24 protein-coding genes and 1 tRNA gene are annotated in these 26223 nt (G+C 70.2%); 6 read left to right on the forward strand and 19 right to left on the reverse strand.

What is annotated here, in order from left to right; all coding sequences use genetic code 11:
- Positions 1-19: 19 nt before the first annotated feature.
- Genes IE244_RS00990 through IE244_RS01000 form a run of 3 tightly spaced genes read right to left on the reverse strand, consistent with a single transcriptional unit; the run spans position 20 to position 3263 of the window.
- Positions 20-913, reverse strand: a complete 894-nt coding sequence (locus tag IE244_RS00990) for a carbohydrate ABC transporter permease (RefSeq protein ID WP_191870703.1) — start codon at positions 911-913, stop codon at positions 20-22.
- Positions 910-1935, reverse strand: coding sequence for a carbohydrate ABC transporter permease (locus IE244_RS00995; protein ID WP_191870704.1), 1026 nt, complete (start codon positions 1933-1935; stop codon positions 910-912). The genes IE244_RS00990 and IE244_RS00995 overlap by 4 nt, the downstream gene beginning before the upstream one ends.
- Complete coding sequence (locus tag IE244_RS01000) at positions 1932-3263, reverse strand: ABC transporter substrate-binding protein (protein ID WP_191870705.1); 1332 nt, start codon at positions 3261-3263, stop codon at positions 1932-1934. The genes IE244_RS00995 and IE244_RS01000 overlap by 4 nt, the downstream gene beginning before the upstream one ends.
- Positions 3264-3579: 316 nt before the next feature.
- On the opposite strand from IE244_RS01000, the gene IE244_RS01005 reads away from it, so the two are divergent.
- On the forward strand, positions 3580-4635 hold the full coding sequence (locus IE244_RS01005; RefSeq protein ID WP_191870706.1) for a LacI family DNA-binding transcriptional regulator: 1056 nt from the start codon (positions 3580-3582) through the stop codon (positions 4633-4635).
- A 59-nt stretch (positions 4636-4694) separates the two neighbouring features.
- Here the strand turns inward: IE244_RS01005 and lspA are convergent, their stop codons facing one another.
- Together lspA and IE244_RS41690 are read right to left on the reverse strand one after the other, a co-directional pair.
- Positions 4695-5240 carry a signal peptidase II gene (lspA, locus tag IE244_RS41685; protein ID WP_229853900.1) on the reverse strand — a complete coding sequence of 182 codons (546 nt, stop codon included), beginning with the start codon at positions 5238-5240 and terminating at the stop codon, positions 4695-4697.
- Positions 5237-5845, reverse strand: a complete 609-nt coding sequence (locus IE244_RS41690; protein ID WP_229853901.1) for a TetR/AcrR family transcriptional regulator — start codon at positions 5843-5845, stop codon at positions 5237-5239. Before IE244_RS41690 ends, lspA begins: the two co-directional genes overlap by 4 nt.
- Before the next feature lie 84 nt (positions 5846-5929).
- Here IE244_RS41690 and IE244_RS01015 point away from each other — a divergent pair, with 84 nt between their 5' ends.
- Positions 5930-7402, forward strand: coding sequence for an MDR family MFS transporter (locus tag IE244_RS01015; protein ID WP_191870707.1), 1473 nt, complete (start codon positions 5930-5932; stop codon positions 7400-7402).
- A 1-nt stretch (position 7403) separates the two neighbouring features.
- Here IE244_RS01015 and IE244_RS01020 read toward each other — a convergent pair.
- From IE244_RS01020 to IE244_RS01035, 4 genes are all read right to left on the reverse strand, one after another.
- A tRNA-His gene (locus IE244_RS01020) sits at positions 7404-7476 on the reverse strand.
- A gap of 106 nt (positions 7477-7582) precedes the next feature.
- Complete coding sequence (gene orn / locus IE244_RS01025; protein ID WP_191870708.1) at positions 7583-8185, reverse strand: oligoribonuclease; 603 nt, start codon at positions 8183-8185, stop codon at positions 7583-7585.
- Between the two features lie 157 nt (positions 8186-8342).
- Positions 8343-9563, reverse strand: coding sequence for a helix-turn-helix domain-containing protein (locus tag IE244_RS01030; protein WP_191870709.1), 1221 nt, complete (start codon positions 9561-9563; stop codon positions 8343-8345).
- A gap of 378 nt (positions 9564-9941) precedes the next feature.
- Positions 9942-10232, reverse strand: a complete 291-nt coding sequence (locus IE244_RS01035; protein WP_191870710.1) for a hypothetical protein — start codon at positions 10230-10232, stop codon at positions 9942-9944.
- A 314-nt stretch (positions 10233-10546) separates the two neighbouring features.
- On the opposite strand from IE244_RS01035, the gene IE244_RS01040 reads away from it, so the two are divergent.
- Together IE244_RS01040 and IE244_RS01045 are read left to right on the forward strand one after the other, a co-directional pair.
- Positions 10547-11074, forward strand: a complete 528-nt coding sequence (locus IE244_RS01040) for a universal stress protein (protein ID WP_191870711.1) — start codon at positions 10547-10549, stop codon at positions 11072-11074.
- Positions 11075-11211: 137 nt separating this feature from the next.
- Positions 11212-11772: a GPR1/FUN34/YaaH family transporter gene (locus tag IE244_RS01045; protein ID WP_191870712.1), complete on the forward strand. Its 561-nt coding sequence runs from the start codon at positions 11212-11214 to the stop codon at positions 11770-11772.
- Positions 11773-11847: 75 nt separating this feature from the next.
- Here the strand turns inward: IE244_RS01045 and glmS are convergent, their stop codons facing one another.
- Together glmS and IE244_RS01055 are read right to left on the reverse strand one after the other, a co-directional pair.
- Positions 11848-13665 (reverse strand): glutamine--fructose-6-phosphate transaminase (isomerizing), encoded by a 1818-nt coding sequence (glmS, locus tag IE244_RS01050; protein WP_191870713.1) that lies wholly within the window; start codon positions 13663-13665, stop codon positions 11848-11850.
- 12 nt (positions 13666-13677) lie between these two features.
- Positions 13678-13935, reverse strand: a complete 258-nt coding sequence (locus IE244_RS01055) for a hypothetical protein (RefSeq protein WP_191870714.1) — start codon at positions 13933-13935, stop codon at positions 13678-13680.
- Between the two features lie 165 nt (positions 13936-14100).
- On the opposite strand from IE244_RS01055, the gene IE244_RS01060 reads away from it, so the two are divergent.
- Entirely contained in the window at positions 14101-15666 is a 1566-nt protein-coding gene (locus IE244_RS01060; RefSeq protein ID WP_191870715.1) for a purple acid phosphatase family protein, read from the forward strand.
- A 36-nt stretch (positions 15667-15702) separates the two neighbouring features.
- Here IE244_RS01060 and IE244_RS01065 read toward each other — a convergent pair whose 3' ends face one another.
- On the reverse strand, positions 15703-16572 hold the full coding sequence (locus IE244_RS01065; protein ID WP_191870716.1) for a DUF4429 domain-containing protein: 870 nt from the start codon (positions 16570-16572) through the stop codon (positions 15703-15705).
- Positions 16573-16685: 113 nt separating this feature from the next.
- On the opposite strand from IE244_RS01065, the gene IE244_RS01070 reads away from it, so the two are divergent.
- Positions 16686-18299 (forward strand): beta-N-acetylhexosaminidase, encoded by a 1614-nt coding sequence (locus IE244_RS01070; protein ID WP_191870717.1) that lies wholly within the window; start codon positions 16686-16688, stop codon positions 18297-18299.
- A 117-nt stretch (positions 18300-18416) separates the two neighbouring features.
- Here the strand turns inward: IE244_RS01070 and IE244_RS01075 are convergent, their stop codons facing one another.
- The 7 genes from IE244_RS01075 to IE244_RS01105 form a co-directional block, all read right to left on the reverse strand.
- Complete coding sequence (locus IE244_RS01075) at positions 18417-19046, reverse strand: hypothetical protein (protein WP_229853902.1); 630 nt, start codon at positions 19044-19046, stop codon at positions 18417-18419.
- Positions 19047-19090: 44 nt separating this feature from the next.
- Positions 19091-20860 carry an IucA/IucC family protein gene (locus IE244_RS01080; protein WP_191870718.1) on the reverse strand — a complete coding sequence of 590 codons (1770 nt, stop codon included), beginning with the start codon at positions 20858-20860 and terminating at the stop codon, positions 19091-19093.
- Positions 20857-21402 (reverse strand): GNAT family N-acetyltransferase, encoded by a 546-nt coding sequence (locus IE244_RS01085; RefSeq protein ID WP_191870719.1) that lies wholly within the window; start codon positions 21400-21402, stop codon positions 20857-20859. The genes IE244_RS01080 and IE244_RS01085 overlap by 4 nt, the downstream gene beginning before the upstream one ends.
- Positions 21399-22676, reverse strand: coding sequence for a lysine N(6)-hydroxylase/L-ornithine N(5)-oxygenase family protein (locus IE244_RS01090; RefSeq protein WP_191870720.1), 1278 nt, complete (start codon positions 22674-22676; stop codon positions 21399-21401). The genes IE244_RS01085 and IE244_RS01090 overlap by 4 nt, the downstream gene beginning before the upstream one ends.
- Positions 22660-24102, reverse strand: a complete 1443-nt coding sequence (desA, locus tag IE244_RS01095; protein WP_191870721.1) for a lysine decarboxylase DesA — start codon at positions 24100-24102, stop codon at positions 22660-22662. The genes IE244_RS01090 and desA overlap by 17 nt, the downstream gene beginning before the upstream one ends.
- Before the next feature lie 114 nt (positions 24103-24216).
- Entirely contained in the window at positions 24217-25071 is an 855-nt protein-coding gene (locus tag IE244_RS01100; RefSeq protein WP_191870722.1) for a siderophore-interacting protein, read from the reverse strand.
- A gap of 51 nt (positions 25072-25122) precedes the next feature.
- Positions 25123-26169 carry an ABC transporter substrate-binding protein gene (locus tag IE244_RS01105; protein WP_191870723.1) on the reverse strand — a complete coding sequence of 349 codons (1047 nt, stop codon included), beginning with the start codon at positions 26167-26169 and terminating at the stop codon, positions 25123-25125.
- Between the last annotated feature and the right edge of the window lie 54 nt (positions 26170-26223).

Raw genomic sequence — 26223 nt, forward strand, 5'->3', positions numbered from 1 at the left:
GGCCCCTGGGAAGGAGACGTCAGCCCTTGATCGCGCCCTGCATGATCCCGCCCACGATCTGCTTGCCGAACAGGACGAACGCGAGCAGCAGCGGCAGCGTGCCGAGCAGCGCGCCCGCCATGATCACCGCCTGGTCCGGGACATAGCCGGTGCCGAGCGAGTTCAGGGCCACCTGCACGGTCGGGTTCTGCTGGTTCAGGGCGATGATCGGCCACAGGAAGTCGTTCCAGGCGAAGACGAACGTCAGCAGGCCGAGCACCGCCATCGCGGGCCGCGCCGCGGGGAAGACCACGTGCCACACGATCCGGACACTGCTCGCGCCGTCCACCCGGGCCGCCTCGATCAGCTCGGCCGGCAGCGCCTGCACGAGGTACTGGCGCATGAAGAAGGTGCCGAACGCCGTCACCAGACTCGGCAGGATCACCGTCTGCAGCTGGTTCGACCAGCCGAGGTCCGACATCCACAGGTACAGCGGCACGACGGCCAGTTGCGGCGGGATCATCATCGTGCCGATGGTCAGCAGCAACAGCAGGCCGGAGAAGCGGAACCGCAGCTTGGCGAAGGCGAATCCGGCCAGGGTGGAGAACAGCACCGTGCTCACCGTGATGGTGCCCGCCACGATCACCGAGTTGAACATCGCGGTGCCGAGCCCCGCCTGGTCCCAGGCGGACTGGAGGTTCCTGAACAGGTTGCCGCCGAACCACAGCGGCGGCGGGGTCTCGTCCAGCCGGTGGGAGGTGCGGGAGGCGGCGATCGCCGTCCACACCAGCGGGGCCAGGGAGACCAGCGCGAACACGGTGAGCACGACGTACGTCACCGGGCCCGCGTGCAGCTGCTTGCCGGCACCCCCGCGGCCCCGGGACCGTCGCGTCCGGCCGGCGCCCTGGGACAGGGTCAGTTCACTGGTGGTCATCGGGACTTCCTCAGCCGTCGGGTCAGCAGCAGGTTGATCGCGGCGATGACCAGCAGGATCAGGAACATCGACCAGGCGATCGCGGACGCCTTGCCGAGGTTGCCGATGATCCAGCCCTGGTCGTACATGTACAGACCGAGCGTCTGGTACTGGTGCTCGGACCCGCCCTTGGACCCGCTCACCCCGCCGAACAGCAGGGGCTCACCGAAGAGCTGGGTCGCGCCGATGGTCGACACGACGACCGTGAACAGGATCGTCGGGCGCAGCTGCGGGACGGTCACATGCCGGAACTGCTGCCAGCGGTTCGCGCCGTCGATCGCCGCCGACTCGTACAGGTCCGTCGGGATCGCCTGCATCGCGGCGAGGTAGATCAGCGCGTTGTAGCCCGTCCACCGCCAGATCACGATCGACGACACCGCGAACTGCGAACCCCAGTCGGACTCACGCCAGTTGACGGGACCGAACCCGAGGAAGTGCAGCAGCCAGTTGACCATGCCGCCGTCCCAGGAGTACAGCAGCGTGAACACCAGGGTCGCCGCCGCCACCGAGGTGGCGTACGGGGTCAGCATCACCACACGCCAGACGGTGGAGCCGCGCAGTCTGTAGTTCAGCAGGTGGGCGAGGCCGAGCGCCGCGAGCAGCTGCGGCACGGTCGAGATGACACCGATGGTCAGGGTGTTCCTGAGGGCGTTCCAGAAGAAGTCCGAGGACCACAGGTTCCGGTAGTTGTCCAGGCCCGCCCAGGTCTGGTGGTCCAGCGCGGACAGCTGCACATGGTGCAGGGAGTACCAGGCCGTGTAGAGCAGCGGCACCAGGGTGAACGCCGCGAACAGGACGAAGAACGGCGACACGAACGCGTACGGCGACGCCTTCATGTCCCAGCGGTACAACCGGCTGCGCCAGGAGACGGCGCCCGCCGGCGTGCCGCGACCCCGAGCGCCCCGGGCCGCGCCCGGCGGGGTGCCGGGCGCGGCCTCGGCGCTCGACGCGGAGTGCGCGAGAGCCTGCTTGGGGCGGGTCACTGGCCGAGCACGTCCTTGATCTCGTTCCTCGCGGCGTCCCAGCCCTGCGCGGGCGACTTGCCCTTCTGCTCGACCTGGAGGATGCCGACGTCGCTGATCGCGTTGTCGATCGGCTTGTCCTTGGCGCCGAGGGGCTGCGAGGGGATGGTCTTCGCCGAGTCGGAGAAGATCTGGGTGAGCGGGGCGCCCGAGAAGTACGCCGTGGTGTCGGCCTGCGGCTTCAGCTTCGTGTACACCGACGGGGTCGACGGGAAGCTGGCCTGCTTGGCGAAGACCTTCGCCTGCTGCTCGGGCGCGGTCAGCCACTTCGCCAGCGCGACGGCCTCCTTCTGGTGCCTGGTCGCGGTCGGCACACCGAGGAAGGAGCCGCCCCAGTTGGACGCCGCCGGGGCCGCCGCCACGTCCCACTTCCCCTTGCCGGAGTCACCGGACTTCTGCTCGATGTAGCCGATCATCCAGGCCGGGCAGGCGACGGAGGCGAAGGTGCCGTTGGCGAAGCCCTGGTCCCAGGTCGGGTCGAACTGCTTCAGCTTGGCCGACATGTCGCTGGTCGCGACGGTCATGGCGGCGTCCCAGGCCTTCTTCACGCCCGCGGACCTGTCCCAGACGACGTTGCCGTCCTTGTCGTAGTACCGCTCGCTCGCACCGCCCACCGCCGCGTTGTAGACGGAGGACGCCGAGTCCACGAACTTCGTGCCCTTGGGCGCCTTCTTCATGTACTGCTTGCCGACGTCGACGTACTTGCTCCAGTCGCCCTTCCACATCTGGGCGAGCTCGGTCCGGTCGGTCGGCAGCCCGGCCTGCTGGAACAGGTCCTTGCGGTAGCAGACGGCCATCGGGCCGATGTCGGTGCCGAGCCCGATGAGCTTGCCGTCCTTGGTGGTGGCCTGGGCGTTCTTCCAGTCCAGCCACTGCGACTTGTCGACCTCCTTGCCCAGGTCGACGAACTTGTCCGCCTGGGTCTGCACGGCCTCGGTGATGTTGCCGATCTCGATGGCCTCGATGTCGTCCGTGCCGGAGCCGGCCTGCAGACGGGTGAGCACCTTCGGCCAGTACACGTCGGTACGGGTGGTGACGTTCTCCTTGATGCTGATGTCCGGATGCAGCTTCATGTACTCGTCGTAGAGGCCGGCCTGCTTGTAGCCGAAGACGCCGAAGGTGCCGATGGTCAGCGTGATCTTGCCCTTACCACTGCCGTTTCCGCCGCCGGAGCCGTCCGACGCGTCGTCGTCCGAGTCCTTGGCGCAGCCGGCCAGCAGCCCCGTGGTCAGTGCGGCGACGGCCGCGAGGGCCATCAGCCGCTGGGACCGGCGGATGCTCGTGCGCATTGCGTCCTCCTGTTGCCTGACGTGCCGACCCCCCGGCCAACTGCATGGAAAACGGGCCCGTTCGTACTCGCTGCGGCTCGGGCGGGGAACGTGCGGGGTGTGTAGGTGTCAGGTAGTGTGGGAGCGCTCCCATCAGTGATGTGTTGAAGAGTCGTCGCTCCGGCGCGGGGTGTCAAGGGAGCGGACGACGCAACTGCCTTCAGTTATCTGAGCGTTAACCGGCGCCGCCGGGCGGCACCGCGAGGGCCGGCAGCCGCGGCGAACGGTGCTGTTACATTCGCCCGGCACAGTGGACGTGGCGAGAAAGGCGGAGCGCATGGCAAGCCACGGAGCGCGGGGCCGCAGCGGGGGTCGGCCCACGCTCGAAGAGGTCGCCGCCCGGGCCGGGGTCGGCCGGGGCACGGTCTCGCGGGTGATCAACGGCTCGCCCCGGGTCAGCGACGCCACCCGTGCCGCGGTCGAGGCCGCCGTGGCCGAACTCGGCTATGTGCCCAACACGGCGGCGCGTGCCCTGGCCGCCAACCGCACCGACGCCATCGCCCTCGTCGTCCCGGAACCGGAGACCCGGTTCTTCGCCGAGCCGTACTTCTCGGACATGCTGCGCGGTGTCGGCTCCCAGCTGTCCGACACCGAGATGCAGCTGCTGCTGATCTTCGCGGGCAGCGACCGGGAGCGGCAGCGCCTGGCCCAGTACCTGGCGGCGCACCGGGTGGACGGCGTGCTGCTGGTCTCGGTGCACGCCGACGACCCACTGCCCGACCTGCTGGCCCAGCTGGAGATCCCGGCCGTGATCAGCGGCCCCCGCTCGGCCGGCGAGACGCTCACCTCCGTGGACTCGGACAACTACGGCGGCGCCCGCTCGGCCGTGGAACACCTGCTGTCCCGGGGCCGCACCCGCATCGCCCACATCACCGGCCACCCCGACGTCTACGGCGCCCAGCGCCGCCTCGACGGCTACCGCGACGCCCTGCGCGACGCGGGCCGGGGGGTGGACGAACTCCTCGTCGAACCGGGGGACTTCACGGAGGAGGGCGGCCGGCGGGCCATGACCGTGCTGCTGGACCGGCGCCCGGACCTGGACGCGGTCTTCGCGGGCTCGGACGTGATGGCGGCCGGTGCCCGGCAGGTGCTGCGCGAGGCGGGCCGCCGCATCCCGGACGACGTGGCGCTGGTCGGCTACGACGACTCCGCCATCGCCCGCCACATGGACCCGCCGCTCACCAGCGTGCGCCAGCCCATCGAGGAGATGGGCCGCGCGATGATCGACCTGCTCCTGGCGGAGATCGCCGACCGCCGCCCGCCCGTGTCCCGGGGTCTGGAGCGGCGGCATGCGGTGCTGCCGACGGAACTGGTGGCGCGGACGTCTTCGTAGCGGGCGGCGAGGCGGCCGAGGCCGCTGCTGGCCGCCGTGGCGGTGGCGCCCCTGGGCTCTCAGAGGCCGTGCGCCGTGGCGTCACGTCGTGCGGTGCCGCTCATCTCCCAGCCCAGCAGGGAGAACAGCACGATCAGCACCCCGCCGCAGACGATCGCCCAGTCCGCCAGGTTCATGACGCTGAAGCCGCGGACGGAGATGAAGTCGACCACCGCGCCCTGCAGGCCACCCGGCGCGCGGAAGAGACGGTCCGTCAGATTGCCGGCCGCGCCGCCCAGCAGCAGCCCGAGGGCCACGGCCCACGGGGTGCTGTACAGCTTGCGCGCCAGACGGGCGATGACGACGACGACCGCCGCGGCGATGGCCGTGAACACGAAGGTCATCGCCGTGCCCATGCTGAACGCGGCGCCCGCGTTCCGGGAGACCCGCAGCTCCATCCAGGTGCCGATCACCTGCACCGGGGCGTGGTGCTCCAGCCGTGAGACGACGAACACCTTGCTGCACAGGTCGATCGCGTAGGCGAGGCCCGCCACCGCCAGGAGCAGGAAGACCCGCCGTTTCGCCCCGGCGCTCTCGAGGACCGCGGTCCGGGCGTCCCGCGTCACGAGGTCCGCCCCTTCGCGCCGCGCGCCGCCTCCCAGCCCCGCTCCAGCAGGTCGAAGGCCGCGTTGACGGCGGCCAGCCGGTCGGTGGCCGGGGTGGTGAGGGACCGGGCCTCCAGGGCGAGATGGGCCAGGGCGGCGCAGGCCGGGTCGTCGGCGGGGGCGCCCGTGTCGGCGGCGATCGCCTCGGCCAGGGCGCGTTCGTGCCGCATCCACATGCGCCGGTGGTACTCCACCAGCGCGGGGGTGCTGGCGACCAGCCGCTGGAACGTGGCGATCTGCTCGTCGTACTCGGACTTGAACGCCCGGGCCTGCAGCATGTGCGTGCGCAGGGCCGCAAGGAGCGGGGTGCCGGGCGCCCGGTCGCGTACGGCGGCGACCAGTGCCTGTTCCACGTCCGCGTCCATGTCGAACAGCAGCGCTTCCTTGCTCGGGAAGTGCTTGAACAGGGTCGTCGTGGAGACGTCGGCCGCCTCCGCGATGTCCCGGATGCTCACCGCGTCGAAGCCGCGCTCCAGGAACAGCTCCAGCGCCGCGTCCGCCAGTGCCTGGCGGGTCGCGGCCTTCTTGCGTTCGCGGCGGCCCAGTGGCTCCGTCGTCTCCGTCATGCTCCGTAGCGTACCCAGCAAGGTTGTCCCGTGCAAAAAGTTGACTCGTTGCACTTAGTGAGTCGGTGTGCTTTTCTGGGCCGCATGAACCCATCAACCCGGAACGTCCGCCGGACGCTGCTCGGCGTGATGCTCGCCATGCTGCTGAGCATGCTCGACAACAACATCGTCGGTACGGCGACGCCGACGATCGTCCGCGACCTGGGCGGCCTGGAGCACATCTCCTGGGTCGTCACCGCGTACACCCTCGCCACCGCCGTCTCGACCCCGGTCTGGGGCAAGCTCGGCGATCTCTACCGCCGCAAGCACGTCTTCCTCGCCTCGATCGCGCTCTTCCTGCTGTCCTCGCTGTTCGCCGGCGCGGCCCACTCGATGACCCAGCTGATCGAGTTCCGCGCCCTGCAGGGCATCGGCGCGGGTGGACTGGCCGCCGGCGGGTTCGCCCTGATCGGCGTGCTCGTGCCGCCCCGGGAGCGGGGCCGCTACCAGGGCATGACCGCCTCCGTGATGGCCCTCGGCGTGGTCGGCGGGCCCCTGGTCGGCGGCCTGGTCACCGGACACCTCGGCTGGCGCTGGGCGTTCTACGTCAATCTGCCGCTCGGTATCGTCGCCCTGGCCTGGGTCCAGCTGACGCTGCGGCTGCCGGAGCAGGCACCGAAGGCGCGGCCGCGCATCGACTGGGCGGGCATCGCCGTCCTCGCGACCGCGACCGGCGCGGCGGTCCTCGCGGCGACCTGGGCGGGTACGACGTACGCCTGGACGTCCTGGCGGATCCTCGCCCTCGGCGCGGTGGCCGTCCTCGGCACGGTGGTGTTCGTCACCGTCGAGCGGCGTGTGAGCGAACCCGTGCTGCCGCCCCGGGTGTTCACCGGCCACCGCAACTTCCCGCTCGGCATCGGCCTGTTGGCGGCGGTCGGAGTGGTGATGTTCGGGTCGGCGCTCTATCTGCCCCTGTTCCAGCAGAGTGTCCAGGGCGCCACGGCGACCAGTTCCGGGCTGCTCCTGCTGCCGATGATGATCCCCGTGGTGATCGCCTCCAACCTCGCCGGGAAGGTCATGTCCCGCACCGGCCGGTACAAGGTGTTCCCGGTGTTCGGCACGCTGCTGCTGACGGCCGGCACGCTGGCGCTCGCCACCATGGGCACCGGCACCTCCCGTCTCCTCGCCGGCTGCTGGATGGCACTCGTCGGCCTGGGCCTGGGCTTCACGATGCAGATGGCCACCACACTCGCGCAGAACAGCGTGGAGCTGCGGGACATGGGGGCGGCCATGGCGGCGACGAACCTGTTCCGCACCCTCGGCGGCTCGCTGGGCGTGGCCGTCTTCGGCTCGCTCTTCACGCGGGCGGTGCCGGCCACGGCGACGGGGGAGGCGTACCGGCACGCGGTGGCGACCGGCACCCGGCACATCTTCGCGGCGACCGCCGGGGTGTGCGCGGTGGCGTTCGTCCTGGCGCTGCTGGTGCGGGAGGTGCCGCTGCGGGGCGGGCCGGGTGGTACGGCACGAAAGAATCAGCCGGTGACCCGTCTCGCGACGGAGTCACCGGCTGATCGGTGAGGGTGAGTGACGGGACTCGAACCCGCGGCATCCTGGACCACAACCAGGTGCTCTACCAGCTGAGCTACACCCACCATGACCGGCGGTGGAACTTGTCGTTTCCCCGACCGGCCGAGAAGAAGTCTACAGGGTCCGAAGGGGTGCTCGCGCACACGTTTTCGCGAGCCCCTCTCCTCGGGCCTACTGCGCGGGCAGGACGTGCTTGGCGGCGATCGCCTTCGCGGTGTCGGAGTCCGGGCCGGGCTGCGGGACGAAGACGGCCTCGCGGTAGTAGCGCAGCTCGGCGATCGACTCGCGGATGTCGGCGAGGGCCCGGTGGTTGCCGTTCTTCTCCGGGCTGTTGAAGTAGGCCCTCGGGTACCAGCGGCGGGCCAGCTCCTTGACGGAGGAGACGTCGACGATCCGGTAGTGGAGCCAGTCCTCCAGGGTGGGCATGTCCCGCAGCAGGAAGCCGCGGTCGGTGCCGACGGAGTTGCCGCACAGCGGGGCCTTGCCGGGCTCCTTCACGTACTCCTTCACGTACGCGAGGACCTGCTCCTCGGCGTCCTGGAGGGTCGTACCGTTCTCCAGCTCGGCGAGCAGCCCGGACGCGGTGTGCATCTGACGCACCACCTCCGGCATCGTCTCCAGCGCCCGCTCCGGCGGGCGGATGACGATGTCCACCCCCTCGCCGAGTACGTTCAGCTCGGAGTCGGTGACGAGGGCGGCCACCTCGATGAGAGCGTCGTCGGACAGCGAGAGGCCGGTCATCTCGCAGTCGATCCACACCATGCGATCGTTCATGCGACCACCCTAAAGCGGACCTGAGCTTTTCGGTGCCCCCGTGCTCAGCGGGGATGGGCCGTCGGTCGGCGCGGCCGCCCGCGGATACCGTCCCGCGCCCCCGCGGGGCGCGGAAAAGAAAGGGGGGCGAGCCTGTGCTCGCCCCCCGTCCCTGCTCTCAGTTACCGCTCCGCGGCCCCGGCAGCAGACCCACCGCGCCCGCCGCCGTCCGGCGGCTCTGCATCGGTACGCCGCTGTCCCGGTCCGGGTGCAGTACGGCGGGTCCGTGGCCCACCGGTGCGGAGCCGGCCAGGCCCATGGGCGGGCCCGGCTGCCCGGGCCCGGGCAGCGGCGGCTCCGTGTCGGCCGGCCTGTCACCCTGCGGCCGGCGGGCCCGGTAGGCGGCCCGGTAGGCGGCGGGGGACGAGCCGAGCTGGCGGCGGAAGTGCCCGCGCAGTGCGACGGGGGAGCGGAAGCCGCAGCGGCCCGCCACCTCGTCCACGGAGTAGTCCGACGTCTCCAGCAGCCGCTGTGCCTGCAGCACCCGCTGGGTGATCAGCCACTGCAGCGGCGCGCTGCCGGTCAGCGAGCGGAACCGGCGGTCGAACGTACGGCGGCTCATATAGGCGCGTGCCGCCAGGGTCTCCACGTCGAACTGCTCGTGGAGGTGTTCCAGCGCCCAGGCGACGACCTCGGCGAGCGGGTCGGCGCCGATCTCCTCTGGTAAAGATCTGTCGAGATAGCGCTCCTGGCCGCCGCTGCGGCGCGGTGGGACCACCAGGCGCCGGGCGAGCGCGCCGGCCGCCTCGTTGCCGTGGTCCGTCCGCACGATGTGGAGACAGAGATCGATTCCGGCCGCCGTACCCGCCGACGTGAGCACGTCGCCGTCGTCGACGAACAGCTCACGTGGATCGACGTGCACCGACGGATAGCGCTTGGCCAGCGTCGGCGCGTACATCCAGTGGGTGGTCGCCGGGCGTCCGTCCAGCAGTCCGGCTGCCGCGAGCACGAACGCGCCCGTGCACAGCCCGACGATCCGGGCTCCCTCCTCGTGCGCCCGGCGCAGTGCGTCGAGCGCGTCGTCCGGCGGCGGTGCGGTGATCGAACGCCAGGCCGGTACGACGACCGTCCCGGCGCGCGATATCGCCTCCAGTCCATGCGGCGCGGTGAGTTCCAGGCCCCCTGTGGTCCGCAGCGGGCCCTCCTCCCCGGCGCACACCAGCAAGCGGTAGCGCGGGACACCGGCGTCCTGGCGGTCGATTCCGAACACCGACAGCGGAATGGAACTCTCGAAGATGGGGCCGCCGCTGAACAGCAGCACCGCGACGATCTCCTTGCGGCGTCGCCCGGATAGTTTCCGGGCCGCGGTTTCCGGCGCGGCAGTGGAGTCGTGGCTCATACTGCTAAGCCCCCCTCGGTGGTCGCGGCTCCTCGGTTGTGTCGCTCCTGCACGTTTCCCCTCGGTCCTGCACGAGTCCCCCGCCGTAAAGACAGTCAAGATCGAATCTACTGGCTCCCGCGGTCTCACGGTGACCAGTCCCACACGCCCGAATTGTCGACATGACAACTTGGCGTGAAGCATTCGATCACGAAGCGTTGCACTCGCGGAGCGTGCAGGGAAGTGCGCCTTGTCGCAGTGGCCAAACCGCGTAGGGTGCGCAGCCGCCCCTAGACCCTTTCTTTGCAGGTCGAACGGGGGGTGGAGGGTGGTTGGAGCCCCTGTGGGGCGACATTCAGAAGTTGGCTGAAAAGATGCGCTCGGGGGTACGGAAACAGGTCAGTCGACCGGTGTCCGCCGGCGTGTGTGGCGTCCGCCTCTTTGCTTGGCGCAACGCCTGCCGCCGCGCCGGCTCCGCTCGGCGCACCGCTCCGACCGGCGCAGCAGGTACCGGCACACGGTCGTGACGGCCGCCAGACCCAGTGCCGCGCCCGCCGCTCCGGCCAGCGAGGTGCCGTACCAGACCAGCACCACGGGGACGAGGACGCAGCTGAAGGCGGCCCAGCGGATCACATCGCTCACGGTGTCCGGCGCGGGGTGCGGATCGGAGGTGGATCGGGGACCGGGCATCACTCGTACTCCCTGTGGCGGTGGCTCAGGGTGTTCAACGTCTGTTCGAGCGGTCGGTCACCGGACGTACGTCTGTGAATCCTGTGCAAACCGCCTGTACGGGGCAGCAACCATTGCGTTACGGGCGCGGCTCGTGCATGCTCCGGTGAACCCCTACGGATGTCGGGGACCGCTTACGGAGCGTGCGCGAGAACTGGGCTCAGGAGGCGTGCCGCCGTACCCTTGGGGGTATGGGGTTGGGAAGATGTTTCCCGGACACAGCTCCGCCGCACACTGTCGTCCCACCCATAAAGGATCACAACGCCGAGACAGCCATGGCCGGTCACGAATTCTTCGAACCCGCGGACCGCAAGCGGCCGGTCGCCGACCCCACGGCGGCCGATCCCCTGGCGGCGGAAGAGTCACGTCCTTCTTGCGACCCCGCCTTCCGGCACGGAGTCGTCGTCGGCTTCGACGGCTCCACCTCCAGTGAGCGCGCCCTCGCCTACGCCATCGGCATGGCCCACCGCTCCCAGTCCGGCCTGATCATCGTCCATGTCGCCAACCGGCTGCCCACCACTGTCTGGGCCGGCTGCGAACCGCCCGTCTTCGTCGACGTGCCGGACCACCGCACCGAGGTCCTCGGGCTGGAGCTGGCGTGCGCGGACTATCTGGCCGAGGTGCCGTGGATCCTGGTGGAGCGCGGCGGGGACATCTGCCACGAACTCGAAGAGGTGGGGCGTGAGTACGAGGCCGACGCGATCGTCGTCGGGTCCACGCACGGCATCGTCGGCCGCCTCTTCGGCTCCGTCGCGGGGCGGCTCGCCAAGCGGGCGAAGCGGCCCGTGATCGTCATTCCCTGACCCGCTCAACTCCCCTTGCGCAGCACGGAGACCGCGATGGTCCAGTGCGAAACTACCCGCGCGTAGAGGTGGTTTGTGCCCTTGTGAAGGGCATATACCGGTCACCGCGCAACCGCACAGCACGAAGGGAGCCCGCCGTGGACAACGAAGTCTCTGCGGGAACGGGAAGCACCACCGTGGTCGGCCGACTCGCCCTGGGAATCACCCTGTTGGCGTTCGGCCTCGGTACGACCGGCGTCATCCACGGCGTGGCCGCGTCCGACGCCGTCTCACTTGCCCACTACGTGGGCGGAGTCGCCCTGTTCCTGGTCGGCCTGCTGGCCCTCCGCGGCGGCGACAGCGTCTCCGGTACGGGCTTCGCGGCCCTGGGCGCGCTGTGGTTCACGTGGGCGGTCGGCACTCACTCCTCCGCCCACGCCGCCGGGCTCTTCCTGCTTCTGTTCGCCCTCGTGGCGCTCACACTGACCCTCGCCGGCGGGGACGGCCTGGGTCAGGTCATGCACGGCCTGCTGTTCCTGGCGATGCTGGTGCTGGCCGTGGCGGCCTTCGCCGACAGCTCTTCCCTGGCCAAGGTGGGCGGCTGGGTGGCCGCTGTCTCGGGTGCGGTCGCCTGGTACGCGGCGACGGCCGCGGTCGCGCACTGGCCGACGGTGCTTCCCCGGCGTGCCGCCGGCCGGGGGGTGACGGCCACCGGCTGAGTCTGAGCGGCACAGAAAGGACCCCCGCGTGCTGGTGGCACACGCGGGGGTCCTTCTTCGCGTCCGAGCCGGCGCCTACTCCACCGTCACCGACTTCGCGAGGTTCCTCGGCTTGTCGATGTCCCGGCCGAGGGCCTTCGCCGTGTGGTACGCCAGCAGCTGGAGCGGGATGCCCATCAGGATGGGGTCCAGTTCGTCCTCGTTCTTCGGGACGACGATCGTCTGGTCGGCCTTCTCCTGGTGCTGGTGGGCCACCGCGAGGATCTTGCCGCTGCGGGCCTTGATCTCCTCCAGGGCCGCGCGGTTCTTCTCCAGCAGGTCGTCGTCGGGGACGATCGCCACCGTCGGCAGGGCCGGCTCGATCAGGGCCAGCGGGCCGTGCTTCAGCTCGGAGGCGGGGTAGGCCTCGGCGTGGATGTACGAGACCTCCTTGAGCTTCAGGGAGGCCTCGCGGGCCACCGGGTAACCCCGGACGCGGCCGATGAAGAGCATCGAGCGGGCGTCGGCGTACAGCTCGGCCAGCTCCTTGACCTTCTCCTCCTGCTTGAGGATCTCGGTGATCTGCTCGGGCAGCTTGCGCAGGCCCGCGATGATCCGCTTGCCGTCGCGGACCGAGAGGTCGCGGGTGCGGCCCAGGTGCAGAGCGAGCAGGGCGAAGGCCACCGTCATGTTCGTGAAGCACTTCGTCGAGACCACGCAGACCTCGGGGCCCGCGTGGACGTAGATCCCGGCGTCCGCCTCGCGGGCGATCGCCGAGCCGACGACGTTGACGACGCCGAAGACCTTGGCGCCCTTGCGCTTGAGCTCCTGGACGGCGGCGAGGACGTCGTAGGTCTCACCGGACTGGGAGACGGCGACGTACAGGGTGTCGGGGTCGACGACCGCGTTGCGGTAGCGGAACTCGGAGGCCGGCTCGGAGTCGGCGGGGATGCGCGCCAGCTCCTCGATCATCTGGGCGCCGATCATGCCCGCGTGGTACGAGGTGCCGCAGCCGAGGATCTTCACGCGGCGGATCTGCCGGGCCTCGCGGGCGTCCAGGTTGAGGCCGCCGAGGTGCACGGTGGAGAAGCGGTCGTCGATGCGGCCGCGCAGCACGCGGTCCACGGCGTCGGCCTGCTCGAAGATCTCCTTGTGCATGTAGGTGTCGTGGCCGCCCATGTCGTACGACTCGGCCTCCCACTCCACGGTCGTGGGCTCGGCGGTGGTGCGCGTGCCCTCGGTGGTGTAGGTGCGGAAGTCGTCTGCCTTGAGGGTGGCCATCTCGCCGTCGTCCAGAGTCACTATCTGGCGGGTGTGCATGACGAGGGCGGCGATGTCGGAGGCGACGAACATCTCCTTCTCGCCGATGCCGAGGACGACCGGGGAGCCGTTGCGGGCCACCACGATCCGGTCGGGGAAGTCGGCGTGCAGGACGGCGATGCCGTAGGTGCCCTCGATCACCCGGACCGCCTGGCGGACCTTGTCCTCCAGCTTCTCGGCGGTGGCGCGGGCGATGAGGTGGGTGAGGACCTCGGTGTCGGTCTCGGAGAGGAACTCGACGCCGTCCGCCTCCAGCTTGCGGCGCAGGTCGGCGGCGTTGTCGATGATGCCGTTGTGTACGACGGCGACCTTGTTGTCGGCCGACATGTGCGGGTGGGCGTTCACGTCGGACGGGGCGCCATGGGTGGCCCAGCGGGTGTGGGCGATACCGGTGGTGCCCTTGAAGCGCGCCGGGACCTTGGCCTCCAGGTCGCGCACCCGGCCCTTGGCCTTGACCATCTTCAGGCCGGGCGCCTTCGGGGAGGTGACGACGATGCCCGCCGAGTCGTAGCCGCGGTATTCCAGCCGCTGCAGCCCTTCGAGCAGCAGCGGGGCTACGTCACGCTTCCCGATGTATCCGACAATTCCGCACATATATAGGTATTCCTAGCCGTAGACGATGCGGCGCAGCTGCCGGAGCGTCAGCTCGGGCGGTGCCACCGCTCGGTACTTGAGGTCCGCCGAGACCTGTTCGAAGATCTCGGCGTTGACCAGGCCCTGGGCCTGCAGTTCGCGATGACGGCGGCGGACGTAGTCCTCCGTCGACTCGTCGAAGTAGGCGAGCACGTCCTGGATCACACGCAGCGCCTCACCCCGGGCTAGGGGCGTGGACCGCGTCAGGTGATCAACAAGTTCGTCGTGCACCCGGTAGATCCTGGGGTACGGGCCACGGTTTCGCAAGGAGCGTGCCCGATTTCGGGCAGACCTCCGCCTGAGTGCTGTTGGATCTCTGTTCGCAAGCTGTCCACTCTGTGTCTTGTGTCTCGTTGCCCGGACCCACGAGTTTCGGACGCCATGGACATTCCTCGTATGGGAGTACCCGAGAAGCTGGCCGAGCGCATGAGCATGGCCGAGCAGCATGAGTACCTGCGCGCCAGATTCTCGCGGCGCACCATGATCAGAGGTGGCGCCGTCACGCTGGGCGCCGTCGCGGGTGGCGCGTTCGTGCCGGGGGCCACCGCCCAGGCGGCCGTGCCGACCCAGCGCACCGCGCCCGCCACGGAGACGGTCGACGGTGCCCTCGTCGCCCCCTTCGGCCGCCACCTCGCCTACGGCAACGACCCGCGCACGGAGATGACCGTCTCCTGGCAGGTCCCGGTCGCCGTGAACAAGCCGTTCATCCGTATCGGTGCCCACCCCTGGGACCTCTCCCGCAAGATCGAGGCCGAGGTCCGCAGCCTCTACACCCCGGCCGGCGTCGGTGCGAGCGGCGACCACACGCAGTACTACCTGCACGCCCAGCTCACCCACCTGCGCCCCGGCAGGACCTACTACTACGGCGTCGGCCACGAGGGCTTCGACCCGGCCGAGCCGCATCTGCTGGGCACCCTGGGCACCTTCACCACCGCCCCCGCCCGCAAGGCGCCGTTCACCTTCACCGCCTTCGGTGACCAGGGCGTCAGCTACCACGCGCTGGCCAACGACAGCCTGATCCTCGGCCAGAACCCGTCCTTCCACCTGCACGCCGGTGACATCGCCTACGGCGACCCGGCCGGCCAGGGCAGGACCACCGACACCGGCTTCGACTCGCGCACCTGGGACCAGTTCCTGTACCAGACCGAGTCGGTCGCCAAGCAGATCCCGTGGATGGTCTCGTACGGCAACCACGACATGGAGGCCTGGTACTCGCCCAACGGCTACGGCGGCGAGGAGGCCCGCTGGACCCTTCCGGACAACGGCCCGGACGCCAAGAACCTGCCGGGCGTCTACTCCTTCGTCCACGGCAACACCGCGGTCATCTCGCTGGACCCGAACGACGTCTCCTTCGAGATCCCGGCGAACCTGGGCATATCAGGAGGAACCCAGACCAAGTGGTTCGAGGCCCAGCTGAAGAAGTACCGGGCCTGTGACGACGTCGACTTCATCGTCGTGTTCTTCCACCACTGCGCATACTGCACGTCCACGGCGCACGCCTCGGAGGGGGGCGTGCGCCAGGAGTGGGTGCCGCTGTTCGAGAAGTACCAGGTGGACCTGGTCATCAACGGCCACAACCACCAGTACGAGCGCACCGACGTCATCAAGGCCGGCGCCGTCACCAAGAAGCTCCCGATCGGCGGCACCGCCTACCCCGAGACCGAGGGCGTGGTCTACGTCACCGCCGGCGCGGCGGGCCGCAGCCTGTACGCGTTCAGCGCCCCGGACTCCTACGAGGGCCACGAGCACGAGGTGGACTCGGTCGCCTCCTTCATCAACACCAAGGACGGCAAGGTCAACGAGACCGTCGCCTGGTCCCGGGTCCGCTACCTCAACTACTCCTTCCTGCGCGTGGACGTCACCCCCGCGCCGAAGGGCCGCCAGACCACCCTGAGCGTGTCGGGCATCGCCGAGACCGGCGACCGCATCGACCACTTCACGGTGTCCCGCACGGCCAAGTAACCCCCGGTCCCGCCGCGGGCGGTCCTCATCCGCGCGTCACATGCGTTGGAGGACCGCCTGCTTGGCCAGGGTGAACTCCTCGTCGGTCAGCACCCCGTCGCGGTGCAGCTCGCCCAGCTCGCGCAGGCGGCGCAGCAGGGCGTCGTGGTCGTCCCCGGCCGGCGCCTTGGCGAGCGCCGGGGGCTCCTTCGGCGTGTCCGCCGCCGCGGCGGGGTGCGGCAGCCGTGCCTGCACGGCCGCGGCCACCAGGGCCATCAGGGGGTCCTTCTTGAAGCCCCACAGCTCGACCGCGTTCGGGTCGTACTTGGCCGTCGCCGTCGCCGGGGCGCCGCGCACCAGGATCCGCATGTGGCCGTTCTCCAGTCCGGCCGCCGGCTGCCACTCCACGCCGAGGACGTCCGCGAGCGGGATGGTCCGGACGCCGGCCTCGGCCTTGGCGGTCTCGGTCTTCCAGTTCCACTCCAGCCGCACGCGCTCCCCGTCGAAGCTCGCCGTGCCGTCCCCGGCGGAGGCGGACACCGGCAGGGGCGGCCCCGGCAGCAGATAGCCGGTGACCGGACCGGGTGAAACCCCGTCCAGCAGCAGCGCGTTGCGCACCTCGTCGGCGAAGTACTCGGCGACCCCGTACCGGTCGGACTCCACCGTCAGCTGATACGGGTCGTTCGGCTCGGCCAGCCGCCCGCCGGTGGCCTGCGTCAGCGGATCGGCCCCGTCCCGCAGCCGCAGCCTCAGCCGCCCCGACCTCCGCCCCTGCTCGAAGGAGACACCGGCCAACGCCCCCAGCGGCACGACGAGTTCGCCCAGCTCCCGGCGGAGCAGGCCCACGTTCTTGTCCCGGCCCGGCGTGAGCCGCAGGGCATCGCCGTCGAAGGTCCAGGTGCCGTCCTTCTGGATGATTTCCGCCATGGAGGGATTGTTTCACCGGATCTGCGGGAGAGTGGTCTCGACCATGTCTGTCGGTCCACACCGACGACTCGGCCACCCGTGACGGCCGAACCCCCCACCCGAAGGGAGCGCATGTGAGACGGAACCACAGCACGACTCCCCGATCCCCCCGCATCCTCGGATCGCTGCTGCTGCTCGCGGCAGCCGGCGTCTTCACCCTCGGTACGGCACCCGCGGCACCGGCGGCGACGACGGCCGCCGCCCCCACGCCGCTGGACCAGGTGGTCCCGGCGCCCGCCTCCGTCAAGCCCGCCGGGACCCCGTACCGCATCACGCGCACGAGCAGCGTCCGCGTCGACGGATCCGCCGAGGTCCGCCGGATCGGCGCGTACCTCACGGGCATCCTGCGGCCCTCCACCGGCTATCCGCTGCCGCTCACCGACCACGGCACCGGAGGCATCAGTCTCCACCTCGCGCAGGGCGACTACGGCGCCGAGGGGTACCGGCTGCACAGCGACGCGGGCGGCGTCACCATCACCGCGAGCGCCCCCGCCGGCCTCTTCCACGGCGTCCAGACGCTGCGTCAGCTCCTGCCGCCCGCCGTCGAGGAGAAGACCGTCCAGCCCGGTCCCTGGCAGGTCGCCGGCGGCACCGTGGAGGACCGCCCCCGCTACTCCTACCGGGGCGCCATGCTGGACGTCTCCCGGCACTTCTTCGGGGTCGCCCAGGTCAAGCGGTACATCGACCAGCTGGCCCTCTACAAGATCAACGAGTTGCACCTGCACCTCAGCGACGACCAGGGCTGGCGCATCGCCGTCGACTCCTGGCCGCGGCTGGCCACCTACGGCGGCTCCACCGAGGTCGGCGGCGGCGCGGGCGGCTCCTACACCAAGGCCGACTACCGGGAGATCGTCTCCTACGCCGCCTCCCGCTATCTGGAGGTCGTCCCCGAGATCGACATGCCCGGCCACTCCAACGCGGCCCTCGCCTCGTACGCCGAGCTGAACTGCAACGGCACCGCACCCCCGCTGTACACCGGCACGGAGGTCGGCTTCAGCTCGCTGTGCGTGCCCAAGCAGGTGACGTACGACTTCGTGGACGACGTCGTCCGCGAGCTGGCCGCCCTCACCCCCGGCCGCTACCTCCACATCGGCGGCGACGAGGCGCACTCCACCAGCCACGCCGACTACGTGACCTTCATGGACCGCGTGCAGCCGATCGTCGCCAAGTACGGCAAGACGGTCATCGGCTGGCACCAGCTCACCGGCGCCCACCCGGCCCAGGGCGCCCTCGCCCAGTACTGGGGCCTGGACCGCACCAGCGCGGCCGACAAGGCCCAGGTGGTCAAGGCCGCCCAGAACGGCACCGGCCTGATCCTCTCCCCGGCCGACCGTGTCTACCTCGACATGAAGTACACCAAGGACACCAAGCTGGGCCTGGACTGGGCGGGCCTGGTCGAGGTCGAGCGGTCCTACGACTGGAACCCGGGCGCCTACCTTCCCGGTGCCCCGGACTCGGCCATCAGGGGCGTGGAGGCGCCCCTGTGGTCGGAGACCCTGACGACGTCCGCGGATCTCGACTACATGGCGTTCCCACGCCTGCCCGGCGCCGCCGAACTGGGCTGGTCCCCGGCGGCCACGCACGACTGGGACACCTACAAGGTACGGCTGGCGGCCCAGGCACCTCGCTGGGACGCCCTGGGCATCACCTACTACAGGTCGCCCCAGGTGCCCTGGCCGACCAGCTGACCCCTCGACGGGCACCCCGGAGGACCGTGCTCCGGGGTGCCCGCCGGTCCGGGTCCCAGCCGCTGTGCCGGAGCCGCGCGGTGATGCCCAGCCGGTCGGGTCGCGGAAGCGGGCCGGCTACAGCTCGTCCCTCAGCCGCGCCCAGGTGTGGCTGTCCAGGCCGTCATGGGGGCCGATGCGGGAGAGTTCGGTGCCATCCTGCGCCAGGGCCGCCATGACGGGACGGGTTCCGCGGCCGGTGCCGGTGCGGGGGGACTTCCAGACGGCGATGAGCCTGCGCTGCTCGGGCGCCTCGAGCCGGCGGGCTCCGACGAGGACATGGCCCACGTCCGACCCGAGGCGCACGATGTCGCAACCGATCCACGGGGCTGAGACGAGCGAGCCAGGGGGGTCGAGGCGGCGGGAGAGGCCGACGGAACCCGCGGCGTGGCGAACGTCGAGCACCTCGACGTCGGCACCGTCGTCCCCGTCTGCGTCGCCCCAGCCGCCTCCCAGGTACTGCCACCGCTCGTCGTGCCACTCCAGAAGCCCGGTGTGCTCACGCGTCCGCCGTGACCTCGGACGCCAGAGCAGCCAGATCGCCGCGACCCCGGACGTGGCGTCGACATCGGCCGACACGACGGTCAGCACGCGCCGCGGCATCCACCACGGCTGCGGACCGGTCCTCGCCTGCACCCGCCTCACCACGCCCAGCAGGAACGTCTCCCACCAGGGCCCCGCCCATATGGCCGCTCCCCAAGCCCTCATGTGCCTGCGATACCCGATGCGCGGGGCATCAAGCCGCCGGGGAGTCAGAACCCGGCGATCGGGTTCTTCAGCGTGCCGACGAGCTGGAGGGCGGCGGAGGGGTCGGTGAGGTCGACCATCTGCTTGTTGTCGCGCAGCTGCAGGCGGTTGAGGCAGGACAGGGCGAACTCGGGGGCGAACATGTCGTACCGGCGGAACCTCTCGGCCAGTTCGGGGTTCGCCGCCTGGTACTCGCGGGTGACCTCCGCGACCGTGCGCCAGAAGGCGTCCTCCTCCAGGATCCCCTCGGCGGCGAGGTGCGCGGCGAGGAAGCGGAAGAAGCAGTCGAAGACGTCCGTGAAGATCGACAGCAGCTTCTTGTCGTCCGGCACCTCGACACGGATCCGCCGGACCTCCGGCGGCAGGACCGCGTCCGGGTCCATCACCACGATCTCCTCGGCGATGTCCTTGTAGACCGCCCGCTGCACCACCCCGTCCTCCAGCACCAGGATGACGTTCTCGCCGTGCGGCATGAAGGCGAGGTCGTAGGCGTAGAAGCTGTGCAGGAGCGGGGTGTAGTACGCCCGCAGGTACCGGCGCAGCCACTCGGTGGGCGTCAGGCCCGAGCGGGTGACCAGCGCGCCCGCGAAGGAGGCGCCGGCGTGGTCGAGGTGGAGGAGGGAGGCCATGGTGGCGAGGGACTCGCCCTCCCGCAGGCCCGGTACCGGGCTCTCCCGCCACAGCGCGGCCAGCATCTTGCGGTACGGCGAGTAGCGGTCGGTGGCCTGCTCGTACTCCAGATGGCGGTAGCCGACCGCCGCCCGCTCCCGGATGACCGTGAGGCCCGAGGCCTTGAGCACCGGGTCGTTCTCGATCAGCCGGGCCAGCCAGTCGTTGATCGCCGGGGTCGCCTCCATGTAGGCGGCCGACAGCCCCCGCATGAAGCCCATGTTGAGGACGGACAGGGCCGTCTTCACATAGTGCTTCTCCGGGTGGGAGGCGTTGAAGAAGGTCCGGATGGACTGCTGAGCCAGGTACTCGTCCTCGCCCTCGCCGAGGCAGACCAGGTGCCGGCGGGCCACCTCGGCGGCGAAGGTGACGGAGAGCTTGTTCCACCACTGCCAGGGATGGACGGGGATGAGGAGGTAGTCGGCGGGGTCGAGGCCCTGGCCGGTGAGCCGGTCGTGGAACCGGTCGACCGTCTCCGCCCCCAGCTCCTGCCGGATGAAGTCCTCGTACACGATCCCGACGCCCGCCGTGAACGCGGCCCGCGAACGGTGCGCGGCCAGCCACACCAGCCGGACCGGGCTCGCGGTCTCGGGGGCGTAGGAGAGGTACTCGTGGATGCCGAACCCGAGCCGGCCGTTGTTCGCGACGAAGCAGGGGTGGCCCTCGGTCATCCCGGTCTCGATCGCCTGGAAGCCGCCGTCCGCCAGCTCCGCGGAGGTGGTGCGGGGTTTGGTGAGCTTGTAGCAGGTGCCGGAGAGGGTGGAGGAGATCTCCTCCAGGTACACCGGCAGGACCTCGTCGCTCAGCCCCAGGGAGCCCTTCAGCTCGATGAAGAAGTCCAGCGCGGCCAGCGGGAGTTCACCGCCGTCGCGGTGCCGGGTGAGGGACTCGGCGTCCACCTGCCAGTGGTCGAGGGCGCGCTGGACGGCGGAGAAGCGGTAGGAGGTCAGGCCGTCGTCACTGCGGACGACGTACCCGTCACCCTCCTGCGCGGGCGTGATCAGGCGCTCGTGCGCGAACTCGGCGAGTGCCTTGCGGATCAGCAGGCGGTTGGCGGTCTCCCACCGGTCGGGGGAGAGGTGGGCCACGGCGTCGGCGAGGGTCATGCGGCCACTCCCGTCGCGGCGGCGAACTGCTCACGCGTGCAGAAGCTCAGCAGCGCCTTCTTCTCCGGCTTCTGGATCTCCCGCTCGGGCAGGAACCCGACGGCCTCGTTCAGCGCGTGCACGGCCTTGTTGCGCACGTCCGGCTCGACCACGACCCGCCGCACCGCGGGGTCCTCGAAGAGGTGGGCCATCACGGCGGTGATGACCGACCGGGTGAACCCGTGCACGGGCGTACCGGTCGGCGGGGTGAGGAAGTGCATGCCGATGTCTCCCGGCCGGGCCTCGTACAGGCCGGTCAGCTCCCGGTGCGCGGGGTCGTACTTCTCCATCAGGAAGACCGGCTCCCCGTCCCGCAGGCCGAGCAGGGCGTGGTGGTGCTCGTCCGCCGCGATCTCCATGTAGGCGCGCTCGACGTCCTCCGGTCTGGCGTCCTGCATCATCCAGAAGGAGGCCTTGGGGTGGGTGACCCAGGAGTGCAGCAGCCGGCCGTCCTCCAGCGGGTCGACGGCACGGAAGGTGAAGGTCGTGTTCGTGTCGTTCATACGGCGAACTCCTGGAAGGCGATGCTCTTCTCGACCGGGTAGTACTCCGTCCCGAGCAGCTCGCGGATGATGTAGGCGTTCCGGTAGGCGCCCATCCCCAGGTCGGGGCTGGTGATGCTGTGGGTGTGGACGCCGGCGTTCTGCAGGAAGACGCCTCGGCCGGTGACGTCGACGGCGTAGTTGCGGGCGATGTCGAAGTTGCCCCGGGAGTCGTAGCGCAGCCGGTCCCTGACGGGCTTGAGGAAGTCCGGCTCGGTGTACCGGTAGCCGGTGGCGAGGATCAGGCCCTCGCTGGTCAGCTCGTAGTCCTTCTCCTGTTCCTCCTGGCGGAAGGAGAGCGTGTACGCGCCGTCCGCGTACCGTGCGGCGTTCAGCGAGGAGTTGGTGAGCAGGCGGGTGGGGACCGGGCCGGCGAGGTTCTTCTGGTAGAGCAGGTCGAAGATCTCGTTGATCAGGTCGCCGTCGATGCCCTTGAACAGGCCTTTCTGCTCGGCGGTCAGCCGGTAGCGGGTGGCCTCGGGCAGTTCGCGGTAGTAGTCGACGTACTCCGGGGAGGTCATCTCCAGCGTGAGCTTGGTGTATTCGAGGGGGAAGAAGCGCGCGGAGCGGGTGACCCAGTTCAGCTGGTAGCCGTGGACGTCGATCTCACCGAGCAGGTCGTAGTAGATCTCGGCCGCCGACTGGCCGCTGCCGACCAGCGTGATCGACTTCTTGCGCCGCAGCTCCGCCCTGTGGTGCACATAGCGGGAGTTGTGGAGGAAGTCGCCGCCCAGGCTCCGGCAGGCGTCCGGGATGTGCGGCGGGGTGCCGGTGCCGAGGACCAGGTGGCGGGCGCGGTAGGTGTCACCGGCCGCGGTGCGGACGACGTACAGCTCGTCCTCGTACGTCACCTCGGTGACCGTCGTGCCGAACCGGACGCTGCTCAGCTTGCTCGCCGCCCAGCGGCAGTAGTCGTCGTACTCCACCCGCAGCGGATAGAAGTTCTCGCGGATGTAGAACGAGTAGAGTCTGCCCTTCTCCTTCAGGTAGTTGAGGAAGGAGTACGGCGAGGTCGGGTCGGCCAGGGTGACCAGGTCCGACATGAACGGGGTCTGCAGATGGGCGCCGTCCAGGAACATCCCGGCGTGCCATTCGAAGTCCGGTTTGGCGTCCAGGAAGACGCCGTCCAGACCGGCGATCGGTTCGGTGAGGCAGGCGAGGCCGAGGTTGAAGGGGCCCAGCCCGATTCCCACGAAGTCGTAGGTCGTGTGGGGGGTTTCAGGACGCGCGGTCAAGGGACTCTCCCAGGTACTGCTCGGCGTGGCCGGCGATCAGGTCGAGGACGGCGGCGATGTCGGCCGTCGTGGTCTCGGGGTTGAGCAGGGTGAACTTCAGGTAGTGGCGGCCGCCGACCTTGGTGCCCGCGACCACGGCGTCGCCGGAGGCGAACAGGGCCTTGCGGGCGTGGAGGTTGGCGCGGTCGATCTCGGCCGGGTCGGTGACGGCCGCCGGGATGTAGCGGAAGACGAGGGTGGACAGGCTGGGTTCGACGACGACGTGGTAGCGGGGGTCGGCGGCGAGCAGCCTCCAGCCCTCGGCCGCCAGGTCGCAGACCTCGTCGAAGAGCTGCCCGATACCGTCGGCGCCCATCACCCGCAGGGTCAGCCACAGTTTGAGGGCGTCGAAGCGGCGGGTGGTCTGCAGGGACTTGTCGACCTGGTTGGGGATACGTTCCTGCACCATGCGTCGCGGGTTGAGGTACTCCGCGTGGTAGGTGGCGTGCCGCAGGGTGGCCGCGTCCTTCACCAGGACGGCGGAGGAACTCACCGGCTGGAAGAAGGACTTGTGGTAGTCGACGGTGACCGAGTCGGCGCGCTCGATGCCGTCGATGCGGTGCCGGTACTTCAGCGAGGCGAGCAGCCCGCAGCCGTAGGCCGCGTCGACGTGCATCCACGCGCCGTACTGGGCGCACAGTCCGGCGATCTCCGGGAGCGGGTCGATGGAGCCGAAGTCGGTGGTGCCGGCGGTGGCGACGACGGCCATGGGGGTCAGGCCGTCGCGCCGGCAGCGCTCCAGCTCGTGGGCGAGGGCGACGGTCTGCAGACGCTTCTCGTGGTCGACGGGGACGGGGACGACGGCCTCCTGCCCCAGCCCGAGCAGTCTGGCGGACTTCTGCACGCTGAAGTGGCTGGCCTCGGAGGCGAAGACGCGCAGGGTGGCGGGGTCTTCGCTCTTGGCCTCCTCGCGGGCGAGGAGCAGCGCCTGGAGGTTGGACTGGGTGCCGCCCGAGGTGAACACGCCGTCGGCGGCGGGCCCGAGGCCGATCCGCCGGGCCGTCCAGTCGACGAGCTTGCGCTCGATCAGGGTGCCGCCGGCCGACTGGTCCCAGGTGTCCAGCGAGGAGTTGACCGCCGAGAGCACGGCCTCGCCGAGCACGGCCGGGATGACGACGGGGCAGTTGAGGTGGGCGAGGTAGCGGGGGTGGTGGAAGTAGACCGCGTCGCGGAGGTAGACGTCCTCCAGCTCGTCCAGGACGGCGGCGGTGTCGCCGAGCGGGCGGTCCAGGTCGATGGCGTCGACGCGGGGGGCGAGGGCGTCCACGGTGACGCCGGTGAACGGACGGTCGGTGGTGGCGAGTTTGGCCGCCACCCGCTCGACTCCTTCGGTCACGGAGCTGCGGTAGTGCTCCGTGGTGAGGCCATTGAGCAGGTGCGAGCGCATGTGGGGGTCCTCCGAGGGGACAGTCCGTGCGGGGGTTTTGACTTAGGTTAGCCTAACCTAACTTCTTCGGATCAAGGCATGGCTGACCCGTGACCGGCGCCACTCCAGGGGGAGTTACTCGGCGGCCCGCAACTGTTCCTCGGTCATCCCCCGCCGCCAGTACCCGACGAAGGTCACCCGCCGCCGGTCCACCCCGCGCTCCCCGACGAAGTACCGCCGCAGCGCCTTCACCTGCCCCGACTCCCCGGCGATCCACACGTACGGCCGCTCGGCGGCGGGGAGCCGGGCGGCCCGTACGGCATCGACGGCCATGGGGGACCCGTCGTGCCGTACGAGCCACGTGATCTCCGCGTCCGCCTCCGTGCGCACGTCCTGGATGTCACCGGCGTGCGGCACCTCCAGCCAGGCCCGCACGCGGGTGCCGGCGGGCAGGGACTCCAGGGTCGCGGTCGCGGCCGGTACGGCGGTCTCGTCGCCCCACAGCACGACGAGGTCGGTGTCCTCGGGCGGGCGGAAGCGGATCGCCCGGTTGTCGGCGACGGCGGGCCCGAGCAGCAGGACCCGGTCGCCGGTGGTGGCCCGGGAGGCCCAGCGGGAGGCGGGGCCGGCGGGCGTGGAGGCGCCGGTCCCGACGCCGTGCAGCGCGAAGTCGATGTCGATCTCGGCCGTGTGCCCCAGGGCGTCGCGGCGCAGGGCCCGGAGGGTGTACGAGCGCATGACCGCCCGTATGCCGTCCGGGAGTTCACGCCACGCCTGCCACCAGTCGTCGCCCAGCTCCAGGGGCACGACAGGCTCCGGCTGGCCCGGATGCGGCAGGAACAGGGACAGGGACTGGTCCCGCCCGTCGGAGTGGAAGGCGTGCAGATCGGCTCCGCCGAAGGTCACGCGAACCAGAGACGGCCCCAGCCGCCTCGTCCGTACGACCTGCAGGGAGAAGAAGCGGAACGGGGCGGCTACGGCCGTCGTCATGGGTGGCTCCTGAGGGTGGGGTTCAGGGCTGTGTCAGGGGTGGTCCGGAGGTCAGCTGACCTTCTTCGCCTTCTCCAGGGCCTCGGCCAGACCGGTGAGCAGCGGCACGCACTTGTCGTACGACAGGATCGGCTCGGGCGAGCGGGCGATGACCTGCCCCGCCTTCACCGCGGGCAGCTTCTTCCAGGTCGCCTTGCTGATGTCGGCCGGCTGGACGGTCGAGGACCGGTCGTCCATCATGATGATGTCGGCCGGGTACTTGTCGACGTTCTCCCAGCTCAGCGACTCGTACCAGCCGCCGCCCTGCTTCTTGGCACTCTCCGGCGGCTCCACGAAGTTCACGCCGAGGGCCTTGAAGTACTCCAGGTCCACCGAGAGGTTGGTGCCGGAGACGTAGAACAGCTGGTCGCTCGCGCTGCCGGCCATCACCTTGATGCCGGGCTTGGCCCTGGCGGCGGCGCGCAGCCGGGCGGCGGCGGCCTCGAACCGCTTCTTGGCGTCGGTCACCCTGGCGGCCTTCATGTCGGCGCCGAGCGACCCGGCCAGGCTCCACATGCGCTGCAGCGACTCGGTGAGCTGACGGTCGTAGACGGAGATGGCGACGCTGGGGGCCAGTTGGGCGATCTTCTTCTTCGACTCCTCGGGGACGTACCAGAGCGTGCCGGCGCCGTCGAACATCGTGGAGATCAGCACGTCGGGCGCGAGCGAGGCGTACTTCTCGATGCTGAACTGGCCCCAGGTGTTGCCGAGGACCGTCACCTTGCTGACGTCCATGTCGCCGGCCTGGACGTCGGCCTTGCCGTCCTTGGTCGTCGTCGGGCCGAAGACGCCCTTGACCTGGACGCCGTAGTCGTGGAGTGCCGCGCCGACACCGGTGAAGGCGACGATGTTCGCGGGGACCTTGTCGAGCTTCACGGTCGTGCCGCGGTCGTCCTTGAAGGACCAGGGGCCGGACCTGGCGGCCTGCGTCCCGCTGCCCGAGCCGGTGTCTTCGCCCTTGCCGTCCCCGCAGGCGGTGAGCGCGGCACCGAGTGCGAGGACGCCGCCCGCGGCGAGGATGCCGCGGCGATTCATGTGCGGGGCAGGGGCGTTGGACATGGCTCGGCTGCTTTCGGAACAGGGCGGGGCGACCCACCGGACTGGTTCGAAGGT

It is taken from the genome of Streptomyces filipinensis, assembly GCF_014649495.1.
In the GTDB taxonomy this organism is placed as follows: Bacteria; Actinomycetota; Actinomycetes; order Streptomycetales; family Streptomycetaceae; genus Streptomyces; species Streptomyces filipinensis.

What these genes read in the sequence shown, in the direction of transcription:
- IE244_RS41690 (WP_229853901.1), bottom strand. Translation starts at nt 5,845, where the DNA reads ATGACGGAGACGACGGAGCCACTGGGCCGCCGCGAACGCAAGAAGGCC.
- IE244_RS01035 (WP_191870710.1), bottom strand. Translation starts at nt 10,232, where the DNA reads ATGCCCGGTCCCCGATCCACCTCCGATCCGCACCCCGCGCCGGACACC.
- IE244_RS00990 (WP_191870703.1), bottom strand. Translation starts at nt 913, where the DNA reads ATGACCACCAGTGAACTGACCCTGTCCCAGGGCGCCGGCCGGACGCGA.
- glmS (WP_191870713.1), bottom strand. Translation starts at nt 13,665, where the DNA reads ATGTGCGGAATTGTCGGATACATCGGGAAGCGTGACGTAGCCCCGCTG.
- IE244_RS01005 (WP_191870706.1), top strand. Translation starts at nt 3,580, where the DNA reads ATGGCAAGCCACGGAGCGCGGGGCCGCAGCGGGGGTCGGCCCACGCTC.
- IE244_RS01015 (WP_191870707.1), top strand. Translation starts at nt 5,930, where the DNA reads ATGAACCCATCAACCCGGAACGTCCGCCGGACGCTGCTCGGCGTGATG.
- IE244_RS01030 (WP_191870709.1), bottom strand. Translation starts at nt 9,563, where the DNA reads ATGAGCCACGACTCCACTGCCGCGCCGGAAACCGCGGCCCGGAAACTA.
- IE244_RS01105 (WP_191870723.1), bottom strand. Translation starts at nt 26,169, where the DNA reads ATGTCCAACGCCCCTGCCCCGCACATGAATCGCCGCGGCATCCTCGCC.
- IE244_RS01080 (WP_191870718.1), bottom strand. Translation starts at nt 20,860, where the DNA reads ATGACCCTCGCCGACGCCGTGGCCCACCTCTCCCCCGACCGGTGGGAG.
- IE244_RS01060 (WP_191870715.1), top strand. Translation starts at nt 14,101, where the DNA reads ATGGGAGTACCCGAGAAGCTGGCCGAGCGCATGAGCATGGCCGAGCAG.
- orn (WP_191870708.1), bottom strand. Translation starts at nt 8,185, where the DNA reads ATGAACGATCGCATGGTGTGGATCGACTGCGAGATGACCGGCCTCTCG.
- IE244_RS01000 (WP_191870705.1), bottom strand. Translation starts at nt 3,263, where the DNA reads ATGCGCACGAGCATCCGCCGGTCCCAGCGGCTGATGGCCCTCGCGGCC.
- IE244_RS01040 (WP_191870711.1), top strand. Translation starts at nt 10,547, where the DNA reads ATGGCCGGTCACGAATTCTTCGAACCCGCGGACCGCAAGCGGCCGGTC.
- IE244_RS01085 (WP_191870719.1), bottom strand. Translation starts at nt 21,402, where the DNA reads ATGAACGACACGAACACGACCTTCACCTTCCGTGCCGTCGACCCGCTG.
- IE244_RS01075 (WP_229853902.1), bottom strand. Translation starts at nt 19,046, where the DNA reads ATGAGGGCTTGGGGAGCGGCCATATGGGCGGGGCCCTGGTGGGAGACG.
- IE244_RS01100 (WP_191870722.1), bottom strand. Translation starts at nt 25,071, where the DNA reads ATGACGACGGCCGTAGCCGCCCCGTTCCGCTTCTTCTCCCTGCAGGTC.
- desA (WP_191870721.1), bottom strand. Translation starts at nt 24,102, where the DNA reads ATGCGCTCGCACCTGCTCAATGGCCTCACCACGGAGCACTACCGCAGC.
- IE244_RS01065 (WP_191870716.1), bottom strand. Translation starts at nt 16,572, where the DNA reads ATGGCGGAAATCATCCAGAAGGACGGCACCTGGACCTTCGACGGCGAT.